The sequence below is a fragment of the Chromatiaceae bacterium genome (assembly GCA_024235395.1).
Taxonomy (GTDB): Bacteria; Pseudomonadota; Gammaproteobacteria; order Chromatiales; family Chromatiaceae; genus Thiosocius.
Genome location: JACKMK010000003.1, coordinates 906314 through 925382 on the forward strand (window position 1 = coordinate 906314; position 19069 = coordinate 925382).

Annotated in this window: 16 protein-coding genes; 8 read left to right on the forward strand and 8 right to left on the reverse strand. The window is 63.4% G+C overall.

Annotation, left to right across the window (positions count from 1 at the left end):
- Positions 1–7 precede the first annotated feature (7 nt).
- Positions 8–1645 carry a chaperonin GroEL gene (gene groL / locus H6955_17510; GenBank protein MCP5315360.1) on the forward strand — a complete coding sequence of 546 codons (1638 nt, stop codon included), beginning with the start codon at positions 8–10 and terminating at the stop codon, positions 1643–1645.
- 53 nt (positions 1646–1698) lie between these two features.
- Here groL and H6955_17515 read toward each other — a convergent pair whose 3' ends face one another.
- On the reverse strand, positions 1699–3168 hold the full coding sequence (locus H6955_17515) for a serine/threonine-protein phosphatase (GenBank protein MCP5315361.1): 1470 nt from the start codon (positions 3166–3168) through the stop codon (positions 1699–1701).
- Positions 3169–3267: 99 nt separating this feature from the next.
- Here H6955_17515 and H6955_17520 point away from each other — a divergent pair, with 99 nt between their 5' ends.
- The 7 genes from H6955_17520 (at position 3268) to H6955_17550 (ending at position 10014) form a co-directional block, all read left to right on the forward strand.
- Positions 3268–3723, forward strand: a complete 456-nt coding sequence (locus H6955_17520; GenBank protein ID MCP5315362.1) for a DUF302 domain-containing protein — start codon at positions 3268–3270, stop codon at positions 3721–3723.
- Positions 3723–6569: a bifunctional [glutamate--ammonia ligase]-adenylyl-L-tyrosine phosphorylase/[glutamate--ammonia-ligase] adenylyltransferase gene (glnE, locus tag H6955_17525; GenBank protein MCP5315363.1), complete on the forward strand. Its 2847-nt coding sequence runs from the start codon at positions 3723–3725 to the stop codon at positions 6567–6569. The genes H6955_17520 and glnE overlap by 1 nt, the downstream gene beginning before the upstream one ends.
- 127 nt (positions 6570–6696) lie before the next feature.
- A complete protein-coding gene (locus tag H6955_17530) occupies positions 6697–7620 on the forward strand; it encodes a branched-chain amino acid transaminase (protein MCP5315364.1) in 924 nt (307 codons plus the stop codon).
- A gap of 26 nt (positions 7621–7646) precedes the next feature.
- The gene (locus tag H6955_17535; protein MCP5315365.1) at positions 7647–7835 is read left to right on the forward strand and encodes a zinc-finger domain-containing protein; all 189 of its coding nucleotides are present in this window, start codon (positions 7647–7649) and stop codon (positions 7833–7835) included.
- Between the two features lie 65 nt (positions 7836–7900).
- Complete coding sequence (lpxL, locus tag H6955_17540; protein MCP5315366.1) at positions 7901–8815, forward strand: LpxL/LpxP family Kdo(2)-lipid IV(A) lauroyl/palmitoleoyl acyltransferase; 915 nt, start codon at positions 7901–7903, stop codon at positions 8813–8815.
- A gap of 120 nt (positions 8816–8935) precedes the next feature.
- On the forward strand, positions 8936–9655 hold the full coding sequence (locus H6955_17545) for a class I SAM-dependent methyltransferase (protein MCP5315367.1): 720 nt from the start codon (positions 8936–8938) through the stop codon (positions 9653–9655).
- A gap of 5 nt (positions 9656–9660) precedes the next feature.
- Entirely contained in the window at positions 9661–10014 is a 354-nt protein-coding gene (locus H6955_17550) for an EamA family transporter (GenBank protein ID MCP5315368.1), read from the forward strand.
- 42 nt (positions 10015–10056) lie between these two features.
- Here the strand turns inward: H6955_17550 and H6955_17555 are convergent, their stop codons facing one another.
- The 7 genes from H6955_17555 to gspD all read right to left on the reverse strand — a co-directional run bounded on the left by H6955_17555 (position 10057) and on the right by gspD (position 19065).
- On the reverse strand, positions 10057–12147 hold the full coding sequence (locus tag H6955_17555) for a hypothetical protein (GenBank protein ID MCP5315369.1): 2091 nt from the start codon (positions 12145–12147) through the stop codon (positions 10057–10059).
- Between the two features lie 53 nt (positions 12148–12200).
- On the reverse strand, positions 12201–13163 hold the full coding sequence (locus H6955_17560; GenBank protein ID MCP5315370.1) for a glycosyltransferase: 963 nt from the start codon (positions 13161–13163) through the stop codon (positions 12201–12203).
- A gap of 155 nt (positions 13164–13318) precedes the next feature.
- On the reverse strand, positions 13319–14209 hold the full coding sequence (rfbD, locus tag H6955_17565) for a dTDP-4-dehydrorhamnose reductase (GenBank protein MCP5315371.1): 891 nt from the start codon (positions 14207–14209) through the stop codon (positions 13319–13321).
- Between the two features lie 3 nt (positions 14210–14212).
- Complete coding sequence (gene rfbC, locus H6955_17570; GenBank protein ID MCP5315372.1) at positions 14213–14767, reverse strand: dTDP-4-dehydrorhamnose 3,5-epimerase; 555 nt, start codon at positions 14765–14767, stop codon at positions 14213–14215.
- A complete protein-coding gene (gene rfbA, locus H6955_17575; GenBank protein ID MCP5315373.1) occupies positions 14764–15642 on the reverse strand; it encodes a glucose-1-phosphate thymidylyltransferase RfbA in 879 nt (292 codons plus the stop codon). The genes rfbC and rfbA overlap by 4 nt, the downstream gene beginning before the upstream one ends.
- A gap of 9 nt (positions 15643–15651) precedes the next feature.
- Entirely contained in the window at positions 15652–16734 is a 1083-nt protein-coding gene (gene rfbB / locus H6955_17580) for a dTDP-glucose 4,6-dehydratase (protein ID MCP5315374.1), read from the reverse strand.
- A 138-nt stretch (positions 16735–16872) separates the two neighbouring features.
- Positions 16873–19065: a type II secretion system secretin GspD gene (gene gspD, locus H6955_17585; GenBank protein ID MCP5315375.1), complete on the reverse strand. Its 2193-nt coding sequence runs from the start codon at positions 19063–19065 to the stop codon at positions 16873–16875.
- Positions 19066–19069: the final 4 nt, after the last annotated feature.

A 19069-nucleotide genomic window follows, 5' to 3' on the forward strand; every position in this document is an offset into this window, starting at 1 on the left:
AGACAAAATGAGTGCAAAAGAAGTCAAGTTTTCCGATGACGCGCGTCAGCGCATGCTCAAGGGCGTGAACACCCTGGCCAACGCGGTCAAGGTCACGCTGGGCCCGAAGGGTCGCAACGTCGTGCTCGAGAAGTCGTTCGGCGCGCCGACCATCACCAAGGACGGCGTTTCGGTCGCAAAAGAGATCGAGTTGGCCGACAAATTCGAGAACATGGGCGCACAGATGGTCAAAGAGGTCTCTTCCCAGACCTCGGACGTCGCCGGCGACGGCACCACCACCGCAACCGTACTGGCGCAATGCATGGTCCGCGAGGGCCTCAAGGCGGTCGCCGCCGGTATGAACCCGATGGACCTCAAGCGTGGCATCGACAAGGCGGTACACGCCGCCGTCGATTTTCTCGCAGACCTGTCCAAGCCGTGCGCCGACACCAAGGCGATCGCCCAGGTAGGCACCATCTCGGCGAACTCTGACGAGAACATCGGCAAGATCATTGCCGACGCGATGGAAAAGGTCGGAAAGGAAGGCGTTATCACCGTCGAAGAGGGATCGGGCCTGGAGAACGAACTCGACGTGGTCGAGGGTATGCAGTTCGATCGTGGCTACCTCTCGCCATACTTCGTCAACAACCAGCAGAACATGACCGCGGAGTTGGAAGACCCGTACGTCCTGCTGCACGACAAGAAGATCTCGAACATCCGCGATCTGCTGCCGGCACTCGAGTCGGTTGCCAAGGCCGGCAAGTCGCTGCTGATCATTGCGGAAGACGTCGAGGGTGAGGCGCTGGCGACACTGGTGGTCAACACCATTCGCGGCATCGTCAAGGTGTGCGCGGTCAAGGCCCCGGGCTTCGGCGACCGCCGCAAGGCCATGCTGCAGGACATCGCCATCCTGACCGGTGCGACCGTGATCTCCGAAGAGGTCGGCCTGACCCTCGAGAAGTGCACGCTGAACGAACTGGGTACCGCCAAGCGTATCGTGATCTCGAAGGAAGAGACTACGATCATCGACGGTGCCGGCACCGAGCAGGACATCAAGGCGCGTTGCGAACAGATCCGCGCGCAGATGGAAGACACCACGTCGGACTACGACCGCGAGAAACTGCAGGAGCGCCTGGCCAAGCTGGCTGGCGGCGTTGCAGTGATCAAGGTTGGCGCCGCGACCGAGGTCGAGATGAAAGAGAAGAAGGCGCGCGTCGAAGACGCGTTGCACGCCACCCGCGCTGCCGTCGAAGAGGGTATCGTCCCCGGTGGCGGCGTCGCGCTGGTCCGTGCACTGGTCACGCTCGCCGATTTGACCGGTGACAATCATGACCAGGACGTCGGTATCAGCATCGCCCGCCGCGCGATGGAAGAGCCGCTGCGTCAGATCGTTGCGAACTGTGGCGACGAGCCGTCGGTGGTGCTGAACAAGGTCGCCGAGGGCGAAGGCAACTTCGGTTACAACGCGGCCAACGGTGAGTACGGCGACATGGTCGAGATGGGTATCCTCGATCCGACCAAAGTTACCCGTACTGCGATGCAGAATGCGGCATCGGTCGCCGGGCTGATGATCACGACCGAGTGCATGGTCGCCGAAGAGCCGAAGGACGAGCCGGCCGGCGCACCCGGCATGGGCGACATGGGCGGCATGGGCGGCATGATGTAAGGCCGGTAACACTGGCCCATGGGGCCCGGCGGCACGCGCTTCCGGGTCCGGGCCTAGCTGCCCGCAGCGAGCCCCGCGCGAAGTAGTTCGCCCGGGGCTTCTTGTTGCGCGTCGTATTCGTCGGTTGAACTGGGAGTGGCCTCGATCTCGACCACGGTAATGTCGTCGGAGGCCGGCGCCAGATTGACGAACTCCAGCACCGCTTCGATCAGTGCCGGGAGTTTGAGTGGCGGCAGGTCGTCGCGCGTCAGGAACGACTCGAGTCGTTCCGTGCCCCAAAACTCGCCTTCGATGTTTTCCGCTTCGGTGAGCCCGTCGGTGTAGATGTACAGCCGGTCACCCGGATGCAGCGTACATTGCCGCGACGCGGAATCGAACTCCGGACCCTCGGCGACGCCCAGGGGCAGACTGTGTGACTCGACGCGCTCGTAGTCACTTTTACCCTTGCGGCGGATCAGGATGGGCGGCAGGCCCCCGTTCCACACGTCGATCCGCCGCCGGTCGGGCGAGAGCTCGACCAGGACCGCGCAACAGAAGTAACCGACCGGCAACAACTGGCGCAGTTTCCTGTTCAGTTCCGCGGCGATCTTGGACACCGGCAGTCCCTTTGCCGCCATCGCCAGGAACACCGATGATGCAGGCAAGGCGCCCAGTGCCGCAGGCAGGCCGTGTCCGGTGAAGTCGCCGAGAAACACGTAGCTTTGTCCCGACGGGCCCCGTACGGTCTGGACCAGATCGCCCGACAGGCTGCCCATCGGCTGGTTCCAGGAATGCACACCCTCCAGGCTGTGGTCGCCCCCCACCGTCAACTGCTGAAACACGTGCTTGGCCAACGCCTCTTCGTGTTCCATCACGTCGCGCTGGCGCGCCAGAACCGCATTGTGGTGCTGCAGCTTGTTGTTGGCCACGGTGATCTCGTCGACCAGTTGCTCGGAGCGGTGGCGGGCTGCGATGCTGGCGGAAATCGATTGACCGTAGCGCTTCGCGGTCAACAGCAATACAGGCAGGAACAGGGCGAACAGGGCGACCTCGGCGGCACCATCCATGCCGCTGGTATACAGCCGCGCAATGATCGTCGCCGCCCCGGTCGTCGACCATAGCACCAGGTATTGCGAAAAATAGACACCGTAGGAGCTGATCGTGGCCATCAGGATGAAACCCGGGATCAGCGTCTGCAGTTCGTGGATATGACTGACGTTCGATGGCACCGGGATCGCCGCCACGGCTCCCCAGGCCAGTCCGACCAGGCCGGCCGTCCAGGCGTGATGAAACAGCCAATAGTGCTCCGGGTGGTGCCCTATATGGGTGCGAAAGAACCGGTAGTAGAGCAGCAGCCGCAGCGTTGTGGCGACGCCCACGAGCGCCAGCCAGATCAATGCCGCTCCTGTTGCTCCGGCGTGTCTGAAGATTGCCGTACACCCCACCGCACCGACGGCCGCGACGATCGAGGCCCCTTGGCCCTGCTTGAAAAGCAATCGCAGGCGCTGGTGCTCGATGGGTTCGGGGGCGAGATTTCTTGGCATGCGTGAAATAGCGTCCATACTGGCGGGGTCTTTACAGGGTCCGGACGGCCCACCAGGTTGAAACGGACATCTGTCCAAGGTAAACAGGAGGATCTCAGGATGAACAGATGGAGCGGATTTGTGATGGCGGTCTCGGTCATTGGGACAGCTGGTGTTGGCGCCGCGGATGGCCTGACGACCCAGGCGAGCGCGCATTCGGTACCGGTGACGATGGACCGACTGGAGAACGCCGTGACCGCGGCAGGTTTCAAGGTGTTTGCACGGGTCGATCACGGCGCCGGCGCCAAGAGTGTCGACATGCCGCTGGCACCCACCGAACTGCTGATCTTCGGGAAACCGGACGCCGGTACCCTGCTGATGCAGAGTGCGGCCAGCGTCGGCATCGACCTGCCGCTGAAGTACCTGGTCTGGCAGGATACGGACGGCAAGGTCACGGTCGGATGGAACGACCCGGCGTGGCTGGTCGCCCGGCATGGCATCAGCGACAGGGCGCCGGTCGTGCAGAAGATGACCGGGGCACTGAAGAAGTTTGCCGACGAGGCCACCAAGCCCTGATGAGTGAAGATCCGGCCGACGTGCGGCTGCGACGGTATCGAGATGCCTGGCAGTCCCTCCCCGAGCTCGCCGAGCTGGCGCCGCGTTTGCCTGATGTTGAAGACCTGCAGCTGGTCTGGCGGTTCAGTGATTTCGCCGCCCAGACCTGTCTGCGGCAACCCCAGATGCTCGCCGAACTGCATGCAGACGGCCAGCTGGGGCGCACCTATCGCCCCGGTGAGATGGCCGCGGGGCTTGCCGGTCGGCTCGACAGCTGTGCCGATGAGGCGGCACTCGAGGCCGCGTTACGCCAGTTCCGTCAGCGCGAGATGTTGCGCATTGTCTGGCGCGACCTGCTCGGGCTGGCGCCGCTCGACGAGACGCTGGAGGATCTCTCGGAGCTTGCCGACATCTGCATTCGTGAGGCGCTGCAGCACCTCTACCGATGGGCGACCGAGAAATCCGGGGTTCCGCGCGGCACGGATGGATCGGCACAGCAATTGGTCGTGCTGGGCATGGGCAAGCTGGGTGCGCGCGAACTCAACCTGTCGTCCGACATCGATCTGATTTTCTGCTTTCCCGAGCATGGTGCCACCGACGGTCAGCGGGCGCTCGACAACGAACAGTTTTTTACCCGCCTGGGCCGACAGCTGATCAATGCGCTGAGCCGGCAGACCATCGATGGTTTCGTGTTTCGCGTGGACATGCGCCTGCGGCCTTTCGGCGATTCCGGTCCGTTGGTCGCGACATTCGATGCGATGGAAAACTACTATCATTCGCAAGCCCGCGACTGGGAACGCTATGCGATGGTCAAGGCGCGGGCGATCACCGGTGATCCCGCGGAGGTCGAGGCGCTGACGGCGGTACTGCGCGGTTTCGTGTATCGGCGCTATATCGATTTCGGGGTGATCGAGTCGATCCGCGACATGAAACGCATGATCGAGCGCGAGCTGCACAAGAAGGGCATGGATGCCAACATCAAGCTCGGCCAGGGCGGCATCCGGGAAATCGAGTTCATCGGTCAGGCGTTCCAACTGGTGCGCGGCGGTCGTGACCCGCAGCTGCAGGTCCGTCCGATTCAACAGACCCTGCGCGTGCTCGGCGAAATGGACATTTTGCCGCCTTTCGCGGTGCGCGACCTGCTCGACGCCTACCGGTTTCTGCGCCTGACCGAGAATCGCATCCAGGCCTGGAAAGATGAGCAGAGTCATCGTCTGCCGAGTGAGCCGGAGGGACGGCAGCGGCTGGCCGAGAGCATGGGATTCGCCGACTGGGAGGAGTTCGATCACACCTTGCGCCGCCACCGGCAGCGCGTGCACGAACAGTTCGGTCATGTGTTCGTCGCGCCGCAAACCGAACAGCCCGAGCAGGAAACAGCGTTCGCCGCGATCTGGCGGGCGGCAGCGGACGATCAGCGCGCGCAGGCCGCATTGGCCCAGGCCGGGTTCGAGGATCCTGCGGACGCGTTGACCAAGCTCACGGCTTTCCGCGAGTCGGTGGCGGTGCGTGCCCTGCCGACCCGAGGGCGCGCGAAGCTCAAGCAGCTGATGCCGTCGCTGGTCGAAGCGGCGGCAGGGGCGGTGTCCGCGGATGTCACGCTCGACCGCCTGTTGCAGCTGATTGCCGCTGTGGTGCGGCGTACCGCCTATCTCGACCTGTTGCTGGAAAACCCGCTGGCGCTGTCGCAGCTGGTGCGCCTTGTCGGCGAAAGCAGCTGGGTCGTTTCTCAGTTGATTCGTCAGCCGTTGCTGCTCGACGAGTTGCTAGATCCGCGTCGCCTGTATTCGCCACTGCACAGCCGCGAACTGACGCTCGAACTGCAGAGTCTGCTGACACCGGTCGCGGCGGATGATCTCGAACAGGAGATGGAGCGTCTGCGACAGTTCGCCCAGGGCAACCGGCTGCGGGTCGCGGCTGCGGACATCGTCGGTGCGATCCCGCTGATGGTGGTCAGCGACTTCCTCACCGAGATTGCCGAGGTGACGCTGCAACACGTGCAGGCCAGCGCATGGCGCCACCTGGCGGCCAAGCACGGTCGACCGGGTGATCTGGATGGCATGGAGAGCGGCTTCGCGGTGATCGGCTACGGCAAGCTGGGCGGGATCGAACTGGGATACGGCTCCGACCTCGACCTGGTGTTTCTGCATGGCAGCTCCGATGTGAACGCCATGACCGACGGGGCGCGCAGCGTCGCGAACGACGTGTTCTATGCGCGCATGGGTCAGCGCCTGATCCACATGCTGACCACGCGCACGCCGTCCGGCCTGCTGTACGAGACCGATATGCGTCTGCGACCGAACGGCAACGCGGGCCAGCTCGTCAGCTCCCTGAGCGCGTTCGAGAAGTACCAGTTCAACGACGCCTGGACCTGGGAACATCAGGCCCTGGTGCGTGCGCGCGCGGTCGCGGGCGATAAGGCGGTCAGAGAGCGATTCGGCGAGATCCGGCGTGCGGTCCTGTGTCAGGCGCGTGACCCGGTCCGGTTGCTCGACGACGTCAACAGCATGCGGCAGAAGATGCGCGACAGCCTGGACCGCAGCGATGCGGATCAGTTCCATATCAAACATGGCCGGGGCGGCCTGGTCGACATCGAGTTTCTGGTCCAGTACGGCGTGCTGCGGTGGTCGCACGACCACCCCGACCTCACCGAGTGGACCGACAATGCGCGCCTGCTCCAAAGCCTCGCACGGCACGCACTGCTGCCGGAAGGGGCTGCCGATGCCCTGTGGGACGCCTACCAGTTGTACCGCGGCGTCGTCCACCGGCACGCACTTCAGGAGCGGGGCTCCCTGGTGTCGGCGGACCAGTTCGTTGGGCAGCGGGCGGTCGTCGCCGAGATCTGGGATACGATGATGCGGCGGCCCTGACCGGCGCGTCCCGCCCCCGGAGCCTCGCCGACGACCCCGCCTTTGTGGTTCAATATCCGGCCACGCTGCAGCGGCGTGGAGCGGTCGCAAGCCAGTGCCGCGGCGAATTTTTCTGGAGTTGTTGACGATGCAAACGATGGCAGATCGTGACGGCCTGATCTGGCTCGACGGCGAGATGGTCCCGTGGCGCGAGGCGAAAACCCATGTTCTGACACACACCCTGCACTATGGCATGGGCGTGTTCGAGGGGGTTCGCGCCTACCACGCGGAGCAGGGTACGGCGATCTTTCGCCTCGATCAGCACACCGATCGTCTGTTTCGCTCGGCCCATATCCTGGGCATGCAGATACCCTACGATCGGGAAACCCTGAACGAGGCACAGCGGCGCGCCGTCAGAGAGAACAATCTCGACTCCGCGTACATCCGGCCGATGTGCTTTTACGGCTCAGAAGGGATGGGGCTGCGTGCCGACAATCTGCAGGTGCATTGCATGGTCGCCGCCTGGGCCTGGGGGGCCTACCTCGGTGAAGATGGCATGACCAACGGCATCAGAATCCGGGTCTCGTCGTTCACGCGCCATCACGTCAATATCACGATGTGTCGCGCAAAGGCCAACGGCAACTACATGAACTCGATGCTTGCGCTGCGTGAGGCGCTGGATACCGGTTATGACGAGGCCCTGATGCTGGATGCCAACGGTTTCGTCATGGAGGGCTCGGGCGAAAACATCTTTATCGTCCGCGACGGCGTGTTGTATACGCCCGATCTGACCTCATGCCTGGACGGCATCACGCGCCGCACCGTGATCCAGTTGGCCGAGGAAGACGGCCTCAAGGTGGTCGAACGGCGTATCACCCGGGACGAGGTGTATATTGCCGACGAGGCGTTTTTTACCGGCACTGCCGCCGAAGTCACGCCGATCCGCGAGGTCGATGGCCGTCAGATCGGCGGTGGCAGTCGCGGACCCGTCACCGAGCGCCTGCAAAGCAAATATTTCGACGTGGTACACGGCCGCAGTGCTGAGCACGCCGGCTGGCTCAGCCCGGTGTGACAGGTCGCGGCAACTCGGAGACAGAGATGAACACCAATACCGCAACGCCACGCAAACAGGAGCCGATCCGGGTCACCCGGGCCGATCTGCCACTTTCCTGTCCACGCCCCGCCGACGAGTTGTGGAACATGCATCCGCGTGTCTATCTGCCGATCGAGAAGGACGGCCAGGCCGTTTGTCCCTATTGCGGCGCGCACTACGTGCTCGGTGACTGACCGCTGCCGAACGTCGTGGCCGGCGTCTACGACGCCGGATTGTCGGTGTTGCGCGGTATCAGTCATTGGCTGAGGTCGCGCGCAGCCAGTTGCTGCATCCACGCTTCTGGCCGTCGTGGATCGGCTTCGGCGTTTTGCGCCTGGTGATTCTGTTGCCTTATCCGATGCTGATGCGGCTCGGTCGCGGGCTGGGTTACGCGCTGTTGCCGCTGGCACGCAGTCGTGCGGCGATCGCAAGGCGCAACATCGAACTGTGTTTCCCGGAACTGGATGCGTCCGCTCAGCAGCGTATGTTGCGCGAGCATTTCGCCTCGCTGGGAATCGCGGTCATGGAGACCGGCCTGGCGTGGTGGTCCGGCGAACGACGACTCGCACCGCTGGGGCGGATCGAAGGTTTGGAGCATCTCGAGGCCGCGGCTGCACGTGGCAAGGGCGTTCTGCTGCTGTCGGCGCATTTTACCTGCCTCGAACTCGGCGGTCGTCTGCTGTCGTTCAGGTTTCCGTTCGTCGCGATGTACCGACCCAGCGAACATCCGGTCGTACAGTTTCTGATGGCGCGAGGCCGGGCGCGTGCCTGTACCGGCATCATTCCGCGCGACGCTGTCAAGGACGTGGTCCGTAGCCTGCGCGCCGGCAATACGATCTGGTATGCACCGGATCAGAACACCGGTCGTCGCAAGGCGGTGTTTGTGGATTTCTTCGGTCACAAGGCGGCGACCACCCCGGCGTCTTCGCGCCTTGCCGCGATGACCGGTGCGCAAGTCGTTCCGTTCAAGGTGCTGCGCAATGCGGATGACGGTGGCTACGCGCTCACCCTCGAGCCGGCACTGCAGGATTTTCCGGGTGCCGACCTCGAAACCGACACGCAGCGCACGAACACCATAATCGAGCGCTGGGTGCGCGAGGCACCGGCGCAGTACCTTTGGGTACATCAACGCTTTCGTACCCGGCCCGCGCGCAGTGATCCAAAGATATACTGAGCGGTTTGCGTGCGGGCGTTCGCACGACCGACTTCGTGGCTGCCGTGATAGGCTGCACACCCAAAGTAGTGGCATGCCGGGGTGTTGAACCGCCAGGCATCCGCCGACCAGGAGACACCCGTGGACGATCTATCCAGCCAGGCGGCGAAACGCTTCGCGGCCGATCCTGATCATGACGCCTACCTGAGACAGTGGGCTGATCTGTATGAAGGCAAGAACTACGACGAAGGACTCACCGGTTACTTCCTCGGCAAGAGCCACGAGTGGTGCGAACGTCGCTTTGGACCGGATACGCATTTTGCGCGCGTGCTCGAAGTTGGCGCCGGCACCGGTGTGCATATCAAGTTCGTCCGGCACACCTTCGACGAATACCTGCTGACCGATCTGAACCCACCGTTTCTCGACAATATCGATCTGCCGTCAGACGACGGGCATCGGGGGCGCGTCCAGGTACAACGCGAAGATGCGGCGAAGCTTTCGTTTGCGGACAACAGTTTCGACCGGGTCATTGCGGCCCATGTGCTGGAACACCTGTATCGCCCGCACGAGGTGCTGCGTGAATGGGTGCGGGTCTTGAAGCCGGGTGGCGTGCTGTCGTTGGTGTTGCCCTGCGATCCTGGACTCGCCTGGCGCGCCGGCCGCTACCTGGTGGCACGGCGCAAGTTCAATCGTGCCGGGCTGCAGTACGACTACTGGATGGCGCGCGAGCACGTGAACCCGATCAACAATCTGGTGACCTTCGTGCGTCACTACTTCGACGACGTCGGCGAACAGTGGCTGCCGGCGCGCCTGCCCTCGATCGACCTCAACCTGTTTTACATCTGCCACGCTAGAGTGTGATCTCGATGACCGCCCTGCAGACGCTTGTTGCAATCCTCTGCGTGCTCGCAATCTCCGCCGGCCAGCTTCTGTTCAAGCGAACCGGCATGGAGATCGAGGCATCGCAGAGCTGGCTCACGTTGCGCGCACTGCTCTGGTTGGGTGCGGCACTGGTGATCTACGGCTTGGCCACGCTGGTCTGGATCGAATTGCTGCGCCACGTGGCCCTGAACAAGGCCTATATCTTCTTTGCGTTGAGCTTCGTGTTCGTGCCCTTGGCGAGCTACTTTCTGTTCGACGAGGCGTTGAATCAACGCTACGTGTTCGGCGCATTGTTGATAGTGGCGGGCATCCTGGTCATTACGCAATCGGGGGCCTGACCGCGGGCCCGGCACGGACCGGCGCGGACGTCGGTTGCTGCCTCATTGTGCTTGATGGCAGGCGGCGTCGTAGATTTTAGGGTCCACAGAGGGGTCGATCCGATACCAGCGCCAGGCCGCTGTACTGCCGGCGTACGAGACGCTGGGATTGCTGTCCAGCCCGACAGTCTGGGCATCCGGGACCGCCAACAGCTGTGCAGTGGTCAACCGAAAGTCGAAACAACGGGGGTCGATGGTGAGCCGCACCACGTCCCGTTGTGGACTGGTGATGACGAAGCCCCCCGGCTTCCCGTGTACCTGCATTCCGGCGATTAGATGCTGGTAACGATTGTAGATCGACGATCGTTCACCCACCGGGTCAAGATTCGACCAGAAACCGATCGGCGGATAGAAGAACACGCCATTGGCGACCGGCACCCCGGCCGCCAGTAACTGCATCGCAGATTTCTGCCCGCCGATGACCAGCACGCGTGCGCCCGTCTGCGGCGAAGTCGCCTGCTGAATCCGCTGTACGCCGGCACCGGGTTGTACCGTTTGCGGCATCACGACGATCGGATTGAACGGTATCACGGCCACTGCCGACCAGATGCCGTTCAGCCAGAGAAAACGTCGGTAGTGACCCCACAACAACCAGACGGAGCCGGTCAGCAGCAGCACGAACAGCGCCGCCCGCACCCCGGGTCCTATGTCGAGTAGCGATCTGGCCTGATTCAGTGCCGCGTTCGACGCGGTCGCCCAGGCGATCGCGGTCAACAGCGCGAGCGCGGCGAGACCCGCTGGCAGTGGCCGGATACGCTCCCGCTGTTGCGCCGCGAGCAGTCCGATCAGTATCACCTGCGCCAGGCCGAGTGCGAGTTCGGCACGTTTCACCGGCACACGCCCCCACAGCGTGAGTTCGCCGATCGCGGGTGAGACCCCTATGGTCTGAAAGTACAGTACCCAGGCGACAAAAGCCGCAACGGCGAACAGCACGACGTGCTGCCGGATCCTGTGCCTGGCAGTCAACGCCACGAGCATCGCGAGCGGACCGAGGTAGTAGATGAATGATGCGCTCTCACTCGGGTTGCCGAACCACACCGAAGGCGCCTCGGAGCGCGTGTACAAGGTAATCACATTGGTTACGCCGCGGAACAGTCCCTGCAGGCCGAACCCTCCACCTTCCAGTGCGGTGCGCTGGCCGGGATAGACGGTGGCCAACATGCTGTCGATCGCAGGTGCTGCGGAATGCCACCAGGCCACCAGAATCGTCGCCGCCAGCGCAATGCCTGCGCCCAGTGCCGCAAACCGCGCTGGGTTCAGCTGCTGCCAGAGGCGATCGCGGGCGACCAGGCCGGCGGCCAGGGCAAGGAAAAGGTACCCGAGCGATACCTGCCAGGGTGGATAGAGTATGAGCACGAACCCGGCGATCGCGCAGCCGAGCAGCAGCGCGAGCAGCGCCAGGATACCCCGGTGTCCGGTGCGCAGGATGGAGATTGCGGCGGCCAGTGCGACGGCAGGGAACGCAACGGCGTATGCCGGCCAGTAGGACCAAGCGGTCACGTAGGCGCTCGCGCAGAACCAGGCCGCGAGTGCCAGGCCGAGCCGCCAGCGGTCCGGCAGCAGAATGCCGAACAGCCACCACAGGGCGAAGCCGCAGAAAAACAACGGAAACCACCAGTACCAGGCGAGTGCGCGGTTGAGGTCGAGCAGGAAGAATCCCCAGGTTGCCGGCTTCGCGAGCAGTGAAAGGTGCCAGACAGGTACGCTGGACATATGGCTGACCAGCATGTTCTGACCATCGCTGCCGAGGTTTCGATTCACGACCGGGAAGGGTGGTGTGTGGTCTGCCTGGGCGAGGGCGTAACTGGTCAATACCAGCCATTCGTCGGAGCGGACCGGACGGGCATCGCCGTATAGGGTGTCCACCCGGCCATCCACCAGGGTGCCGCCATTGAGCAACAATCCTGCCGATGTCCCGGAGATGCCGCCGGCGACCAGGAGCGCAAACGCCAGCGCTATGGCCGTGCCCGGCACCAGGGCCGGATGCAGTGTGTGTTGGCTATGTGTCGCCATCCGTGCAGAGATCTGGTTACCGAATGCCAATGCGGCGACCACGAGCACGATAGCGACACCGAGCAGGATCTGCGCGGCCAATCACCACCCCCCAGCGAATGGCACCATGCCCACAAATTCCGGTGGCCCGGCCATCATGTCAGGCTCGGGTGGATCGGCTGGCGGGGCTGGTTCTCGACGTCGTACTGCAGTGCCGACAGGATCAGCTGAGCCCCCAGGATGATCGGTAGTGCTGCAAGCATGACGGTGCCGGCGCTCGCCGGAATGCCGGTTTGCGCGCTGGAGATCCAGCGCAGCAAGCCGAATATCGAACCCGACGATATCAACAGGACGCCAAGCAGCGTCTCGATCGAACCTGCATTGAAGTCACGCAGCAGATAGTTGTAGAAGAAGCGTTTGAAAAAGCGCGTTGCGTATTTCCCCGGAAAACGCATCAGGGTGTTGGCGATCGACAACCCGCTGACTTCGTCGGCGTAACGCGCGTGGATCGGGACATCACGCACAACCGCGCGCAACAGGCTCAATTGATACAGCATGTCGCTCTCGAAGAAGTACCGGCGTTCCAGGCGATCCAGCGGCATATGGGCAAGCATGGCCGTGTGGATCGCGGTGTAACCGTTGGTCGGATCCATCACTCCCCAATATCCACTGACCATCTTGTTGACGAACGACAGACCGGCATTGCCGATCAGCCGCACCAACGGCATCTGGCGCACCCTGTCGACGCTGAAGAAGCGGTTGCCCTTGGTGTAGTCGGCCTGGCCGGCGCTGATCGGTGCGACGAACTGTGGCAGCAGCGCAGGGTCCATCTGGCCATCGCCATCGATCTTGACCACGATGTGCATGCCGTCATCGAGCGCACGTCGGTAGCCGGTCGCGACGGCCCCGCCGACCCCCAAATTCACCGCGTTGCGCAGCACGACCACACGCGGGTCTTTGCAATGTGTTTCGATGTAACCGCCGGATCCGTCCGGACAGGCATCGTCGACTGCATAGATCCTCTCGACGTCCGAAGGGATCCTGGCGATCACGTCGAGCACGTGCCGCGTGACCCTGAAACAGGGGATGACTACCGATATGCGCGCGTTGTTTGTCATTCTGAGCAGTCGCCTGAGTGTCGGCCAGGTGCCTGTTGTGTTCTTCCGTGGCGGCCTGAGCCGCCGTCTATACGGGAACGGCCTTGATGGTGCGGGGTGCGCCGGTCATGCCCCGGCACAACCGGCCCGTCCGGGGCCCCGGTCGGCGGTCCAGATCATCGTGTAGTTTTCGTGTCCTGCAGGCAGTAACCAAGCTCACGTCTCCAGTCCGGCAGCGCAACGCCGAAGCGCTCCGCCAGTTTGTGGGCGTCCATGCGCGAATTCGCCGGCCGCCTCGCCGCCGTTGGATAGGCGCTGCTGGGGATCGGGTGCAGTTCGCAATCCAGGCCGGCGATGTCGCGGATAGCCTGGGCGAAGCCGAACCAGCTCGTTTCGCCCGCTGGCGCAAGATGGTAGACGCCGCGCAGCGCCATCCTCTGCTGCCGGTCTGCCGGTAAACGGGCCAGCACCGTAGCGGTCGCCTGCGCGATCGTACGGCACCAGGTCGGCGTTCCGCGCTGGTCATCGACCACGCTCAGCCGATCCCGTTCCCGCATCAGGCGTTGCATGGTCAACAGGAAATTCTTGCCGCGGACGCCGTACACCCAGCTGACGCGCAGGATGATTACAGCGCATCCGCTTGCCAACAGCGCCCGGTCGCCGGCCAGTTTGGACTCGCCGTAGACACTGATGGGACAGGTTGGATCGGTCTCGACATACGCCGTGGGTTTTTCGCCGTCGAATACGTAGTCGGTGGAATAGTGCACGACCAGGGCGTCATGGCCGGCCGCCCAGTCACCGATGACGCCGGGCATCTCACCGTTGAGTCGCATCGCCTGCTGTGGCTCCCCCTCGGCCTGGTCGACAGCCGTATAAGCGACGGCATTCACGATCACATCCGGTGCGATCCGATCCAACGCGGCGTGCACTTGGTCGAGATCCGCGGCGTCCAGTTTCAGGTCCGCGCTGTCGTCGCGCGCCGTCGTGATCACCTCGCCCAGCGTCGACAGTGTGCGCGCGAGTTCCCAACCCACCTGTCCGGTGTATCCAAGCAAGAGGATCCGCATGCATCAATACCTGCTCATGCGTGACGCCGGGATATCGGCAAGCAGCGGTGCGCTGCGGTCCTTGTCGGACAGCGCGGGTTCCCCGTCGAGGGGCCATGCAATCCCGATGTCGGGATCGTCCCAACGCACGGCGAATTCGCTCTGCGGACTGTAGACGTCCGTGGTCTTGTAGCCGAACAGCGCCTGCTCGCTGAGCACGTAATAGCCATGCAGGAATCCAGGGGGGACGTAGAACTGCAGTCCCTTATCGCCGTCGAGGATCACCCCTTCCCAGCGTCGGAAGGTCGGCGAGCCGACCCGCAGATCCACCGCGACATCAAACACGCTGCCCGCGAATACCTGCACCAGCTTCCCCTGGGCATGCGGCTCCTGCGCATGCAGTCCGCGCAGTACGCCCTTGACGGACCTCGCGAGGTTGTCCTGTACGAAGGTCTCAGCGATCCCCGCCGCACGGTAACGTGCATCCTGCCACACCTCGGCGAACCAACCGCGTGCATCGCCAAACCGTTTCGGTTCGATGAGCTTCAGCCCTGGCAGCTCAAACTCCGTCACTTTCATGACGGCGAACCGTGTTCCAGCAGTTCGAACAGGTATTGCCCGTAACCGTTCTTGCGTAGCGGTTCGGCCATCGCCTGGAGCTGGCGGTCGTCGATCCATGCATTGCGCCAGGCAATCTCCTCTGGGCAACAGATCTTGAGTCCCTGGCGTTTTTCGATCGTCTCGACGAACCCGGCCGCCTCCATCAGCGAGTCGTGCGTACCCGTGTCCAGCCAGGCCATGCCGCGGCCCAGCTGCAGAAGCTCGAGTTCGCCGCGTTCCAGGTAGAGTTTGTTGAGATCGGTGATCTCCAACTCGCCGCGCGGCGAGGGTTTCAGGCTGGCTGCCAGGTCGCACACCCGGTCATCGTAGAAATACAGGCCGGTGACCGCGTAATTCGACTTCGGTTTGGCAGGCTTTTCCTCGAGACTGATCACCTGTCCCTGGGTGTCGAATTCGGCGACGCCGTAGCGTTCAGGATCGCGAACCCAGTAGCCGAATACCGTCGCGCCGCGCGTCTTGCTGGCTGCCTGGTGCAGGAGCTTCCTCAGTCCCTGACCGAAAAAGATGTTGTCGCCCAGGACCAGGCAGCTGGGTTGATCGTCAACGAAATCGCGACCGATCAGGAACGCCTGGGCGAGGCCTCCCGGGGATTCCTGGATCGCATACTCGATCGTCAATCCCCATTGGCTGCCGTCACCGAGCAGGTGCTTGAACAAGGGATTGTCGCGCGGTGTCGTGATGATCAACACCTCGCGGATGCCGGCCATCATCAGCGTCGACAAGGGGTAGTAGATCATCGGCTTGTCGTAGACCGGCAACAGCTGTTTGCTGATCGAAAGCGTGATCGGGTGCAGGCGCGTGCCGGCGCCTCCGGCGAGTATGATGCCTTTCATCGCTTTGCCTCAGGGCGCCGCTTGCTGCAGGCCGAGTCGCTGGCCCTGGTAGGTCTCCGCCTTCACTGCTTCGCACCAGTCGAGGTGGTCGAGATACCACTGCACGGTCCGTCGCATACCGGACTCGAAGGATTCGAGCGGTTGCCAGCCGAGTTGTTCGCGGATCTTGCTCGCGTCGATCGCGTAGCGCCAATCGTGGCCCGGCCGGTCCGCGACGAAGGTCTTGAGCTGTGCATGCGGCCGATGCGGAGAATCCGGTACCAGCTCGTCGAGCAGGGCGCACAGGGTGTCGACCACCTGCAGGTTGGTACGCTCGCTGTTGCCGCCCACGTTGTACATCTCACCGGGCCGGCCCTGGTTCACGACCTGCCAGATCGCGCGGCAGTGATCCTCGACGAACAGCCAGTCGCGAATGTTTCCGCCCGTGCCGTAGATCGGCAACGCCTCGCCTGCCAGCGCGTTGAGGATCATCAGCGGAATCAGCTTTTCCGGAAACTGGTATGGCCCATAGTTGTTCGAGCAGTTGGTGGTCAGTGTCGGCAGGCCATAGGTGTGGTACCAGGCCCTCACCAGATGGTCCGACGCGGCCTTCGACGCGGAATACGGAGAGTTCGGTGCATAAGGAGTCTGTTCGGTGAACGCCCCGGTCTCGCCCAATGTGCCGTATACCTCGTCGGTGGAGACGTGCAGAAAGCGGAATGCCGAACGGGAGGCATCATCGAGCCCCCGCCAATAGGCCAGCGCGCGGTCGAGCAGGTTGTAGGTGCCGACGATATTGGTGTGGATGAATGCGGCCGGGCCGTCGATCGACCGATCGACGTGGCTCTCCGCGGCAAAATTGACGATGCAGGTCGGTCGAAAATCGTTGATCAACCCGTCCACCACGGTCGGGTCGGCAATGTCGCCGCGCACGAAGCGGTAGCGCGGATGATCCTCGATCGCGACCAGCGTCTCACGATTGCCCGCATAGGTCAGGAGGTCGAGATTGGCAACCTCGGCATCGCTTTCGGCGATCAGGTGGTGGATGAAATTGCCGCCGATGAATCCGGCGCCCCCGGTCACCAGGACGCGGGGAGGGGTGTCGGGCTGCATGCCAGTGAGGTTCCTTGAAGGCGAAATCCGCGAGATTTTACCCGATCTGCGGATGCCGACCCAAAAAGGAACACCGTGATCCCCGCCGTCGCGGGTGGGGAAAGGTTTGAACGCCCCGGTGTCGCCGGGTTTGGGTCGCTAAAAGGCCCCCTGCAGGCGCAGCATCCGCGAGCGGAAGTCGTCGGTCACGCGCGCCACGTCGTCCGGGTTGACGATGACCCGTGGCGTCAGGATCACGACCAACTCGTTGCGTTCGTTTGACTTGCTCGTCTGTCCGAACAACCAGCCGAATCCCGGTACATCCTTCAGGCCGGGCAGGCCACCGTCCGAGTTCTCGTTGCGGTCGCGGATCAGGCCGCCCAAGACGACCGCCTGGCCGTCGACGACCGCCACCGAGCTCGAGATCTTGCGGGTCGTGATGGTCGGTGAGTCCAGGGTCGAGGTGCGGGTGGAAGAGACGTCGCTGACCTCCTGTTCGACCTCCATCGTCACCAGGCCGCCCGGGGTGACGCGCGGCGTGACCTCGAGCACGATGCCGGTATCACGGTACTGGATCGAGTTGATGATGTTGGAGTTTTCGCTCGTGCTCTGCTGCTGTTGGGTGGCGATCGGTACCTGGTCGCCGACCTGGATACGTGCGGTTCCGTTGTCCAGCACCATTACCGACGGCGATGACAGGACATGGACCAGCGAGTCTTCGGCCAGCGCGCTGAACACGGCGCGCACCTGGGCGACACTGTCGATCACCGAGAAGTTGAACCCTGGGAACGCCTCGCCCAACCCGGAATTGGTCGCTGAGTCGAGCGTCCCGTCCAGGCTGATGTTGCCGGTATAGCCCTCTCTCGAGGTATTGAAGAACCACTGCAGCCCGTATTGCAGCCCGCCTTCGAGCTTCACTTCGATGATGGTTGCCTCGATCATGACCTGGAGCGGTGGGATGTCCAGATCGGCGAGGGCCTTGAGGATCTTGCGATACTCGCGTGCCGTGGCGGTGATCAGCAGTGAGTTGCGCGATTCGTCGGCGACTACGCGTACGCCGTTTTCGGTGCCGGCTTCGCTGGATGTGGAACCCGGGCGGCGGGCAGACAGCGCGGCCAGTGGCGTCGCTGCGGTCGCCTTGTCAGCCGTCGGGCTGCCGCTCGCCGGTGATCCCAGGTTGATCGGCGTCTCTCCGGGCGCCAGGCCGAGCGGTCGCGGGGTCGAGACGGTGCTGCTTTCGGTGCCGAGCAACTGATTCAGCAGCTGTGCAAGGGTTGCGGCCTCGCCGCTTTTCACGCGGTAGACGAACAACTGGCGCTCGTCACCACCGCTGACCGCGTCGATACCATCGAGTCGTTCCACCCACTGACCGATGGTTTTCAGGTAATCGGGTTGCGGGGTGATGACCAGCAGACCATTGGCCGATTCGACGGCGGCGATACGGAACAGCCCCTGCAACGCGCTGCTTCCCTTGGGCCCGATGATCGCTTCGAGCTTCGCCTCGACCTCGGAGGCCTTGGCATTCTGCAGTGGGAAGAAGGCGACCGAGACGCCTTTCACCCAATTGACATCGAATATCTCGATCACATCGAGCAGGTGGCTCAGTTCCTTGCCCGTCCCCGCCAGGACGAGCAGGTTGCGGGTGGTATCGATACGCACCATGGCGTTGGCCGGGGCTATCGGCTGCAGTATCTCCGCCATCTCCGCAGCCGAGATGTAGGACAGCGGCACGATCCGCAGCGAGTAGCCCTGCGGCAGCGGGATGCTGCTGCCGCCCAGTTGCGGCGAGAGTTCGCCACGCACCGCCTTGTCGATGGGCAGAATCCGATAGGTATCGCCGGTCTTGACCGCGGCGAAGCCGTGTGTGCGCAACAGCGTCTCGAGCGTCGGCAACAAGTCGTCGCGGCGGAGCGGACGCGTGGTCTGGATCGTCACCGCGCCCTGGACTGCGGGGTCGAGCACATAGTTGACGCCCAGCATGTCGCCGAGCACGACGCCGATGACCTCTTTGAGATCGGCGTTCTGGAAATTCAGCGTGATGTCGCCGGCGTCGTTCGACTTCGCCTCGGCGAGCCCGGTTGACTGATTGATGAAACGTCCGGTCCCGCGGTATACGACCGGATCGCGCGGACGGGCCTCGTCCTTCTCGCCTTCGGCGCTGGATTCGGGATACGCGGCGTTGCGTGCCCGCATCGCTTCCGGACTCGGCGCGCCGCTTGCAATATCCGGCCAGACATACGGGGTTTCCTTGGTCTGCAGGCTCTCGCAGCCCGCGAGTGCAAGGCTCAAACCCAGCATGATCAGGCGGTACCAGTTCCCGGCGCGCCGGGTTTTTTGATTCAAGCCACTCATTCGT

Bases quoted from the DNA above. Each gene is read 5' to 3' on its own strand.
- rfbA (MCP5315373.1), bottom strand. From the start codon at position 15,642: ATGAAAGGCATCATACTCGCCGGAGGCGCCGGCACGCGCCTGCACCCG.
- H6955_17560 (MCP5315370.1), bottom strand. From the start codon at position 13,163: ATGACAAACAACGCGCGCATATCGGTAGTCATCCCCTGTTTCAGGGTC.
- H6955_17550 (MCP5315368.1), top strand. From the start codon at position 9,661: ATGACCGCCCTGCAGACGCTTGTTGCAATCCTCTGCGTGCTCGCAATC.
- rfbC (MCP5315372.1), bottom strand. From the start codon at position 14,767: ATGAAAGTGACGGAGTTTGAGCTGCCAGGGCTGAAGCTCATCGAACCG.
- H6955_17520 (MCP5315362.1), top strand. From the start codon at position 3,268: ATGAACAGATGGAGCGGATTTGTGATGGCGGTCTCGGTCATTGGGACA.
- rfbD (MCP5315371.1), bottom strand. From the start codon at position 14,209: ATGCGGATCCTCTTGCTTGGATACACCGGACAGGTGGGTTGGGAACTC.
- rfbB (MCP5315374.1), bottom strand. From the start codon at position 16,734: ATGCAGCCCGACACCCCTCCCCGCGTCCTGGTGACCGGGGGCGCCGGA.
- groL (MCP5315360.1), top strand. From the start codon at position 8: ATGAGTGCAAAAGAAGTCAAGTTTTCCGATGACGCGCGTCAGCGCATG.
- gspD (MCP5315375.1), bottom strand. From the start codon at position 19,065: ATGAGTGGCTTGAATCAAAAAACCCGGCGCGCCGGGAACTGGTACCGC.
- H6955_17515 (MCP5315361.1), bottom strand. From the start codon at position 3,168: ATGCCAAGAAATCTCGCCCCCGAACCCATCGAGCACCAGCGCCTGCGA.
- glnE (MCP5315363.1), top strand. From the start codon at position 3,723: ATGAGTGAAGATCCGGCCGACGTGCGGCTGCGACGGTATCGAGATGCC.
- H6955_17535 (MCP5315365.1), top strand. From the start codon at position 7,647: ATGAACACCAATACCGCAACGCCACGCAAACAGGAGCCGATCCGGGTC.
- H6955_17530 (MCP5315364.1), top strand. From the start codon at position 6,697: ATGCAAACGATGGCAGATCGTGACGGCCTGATCTGGCTCGACGGCGAG.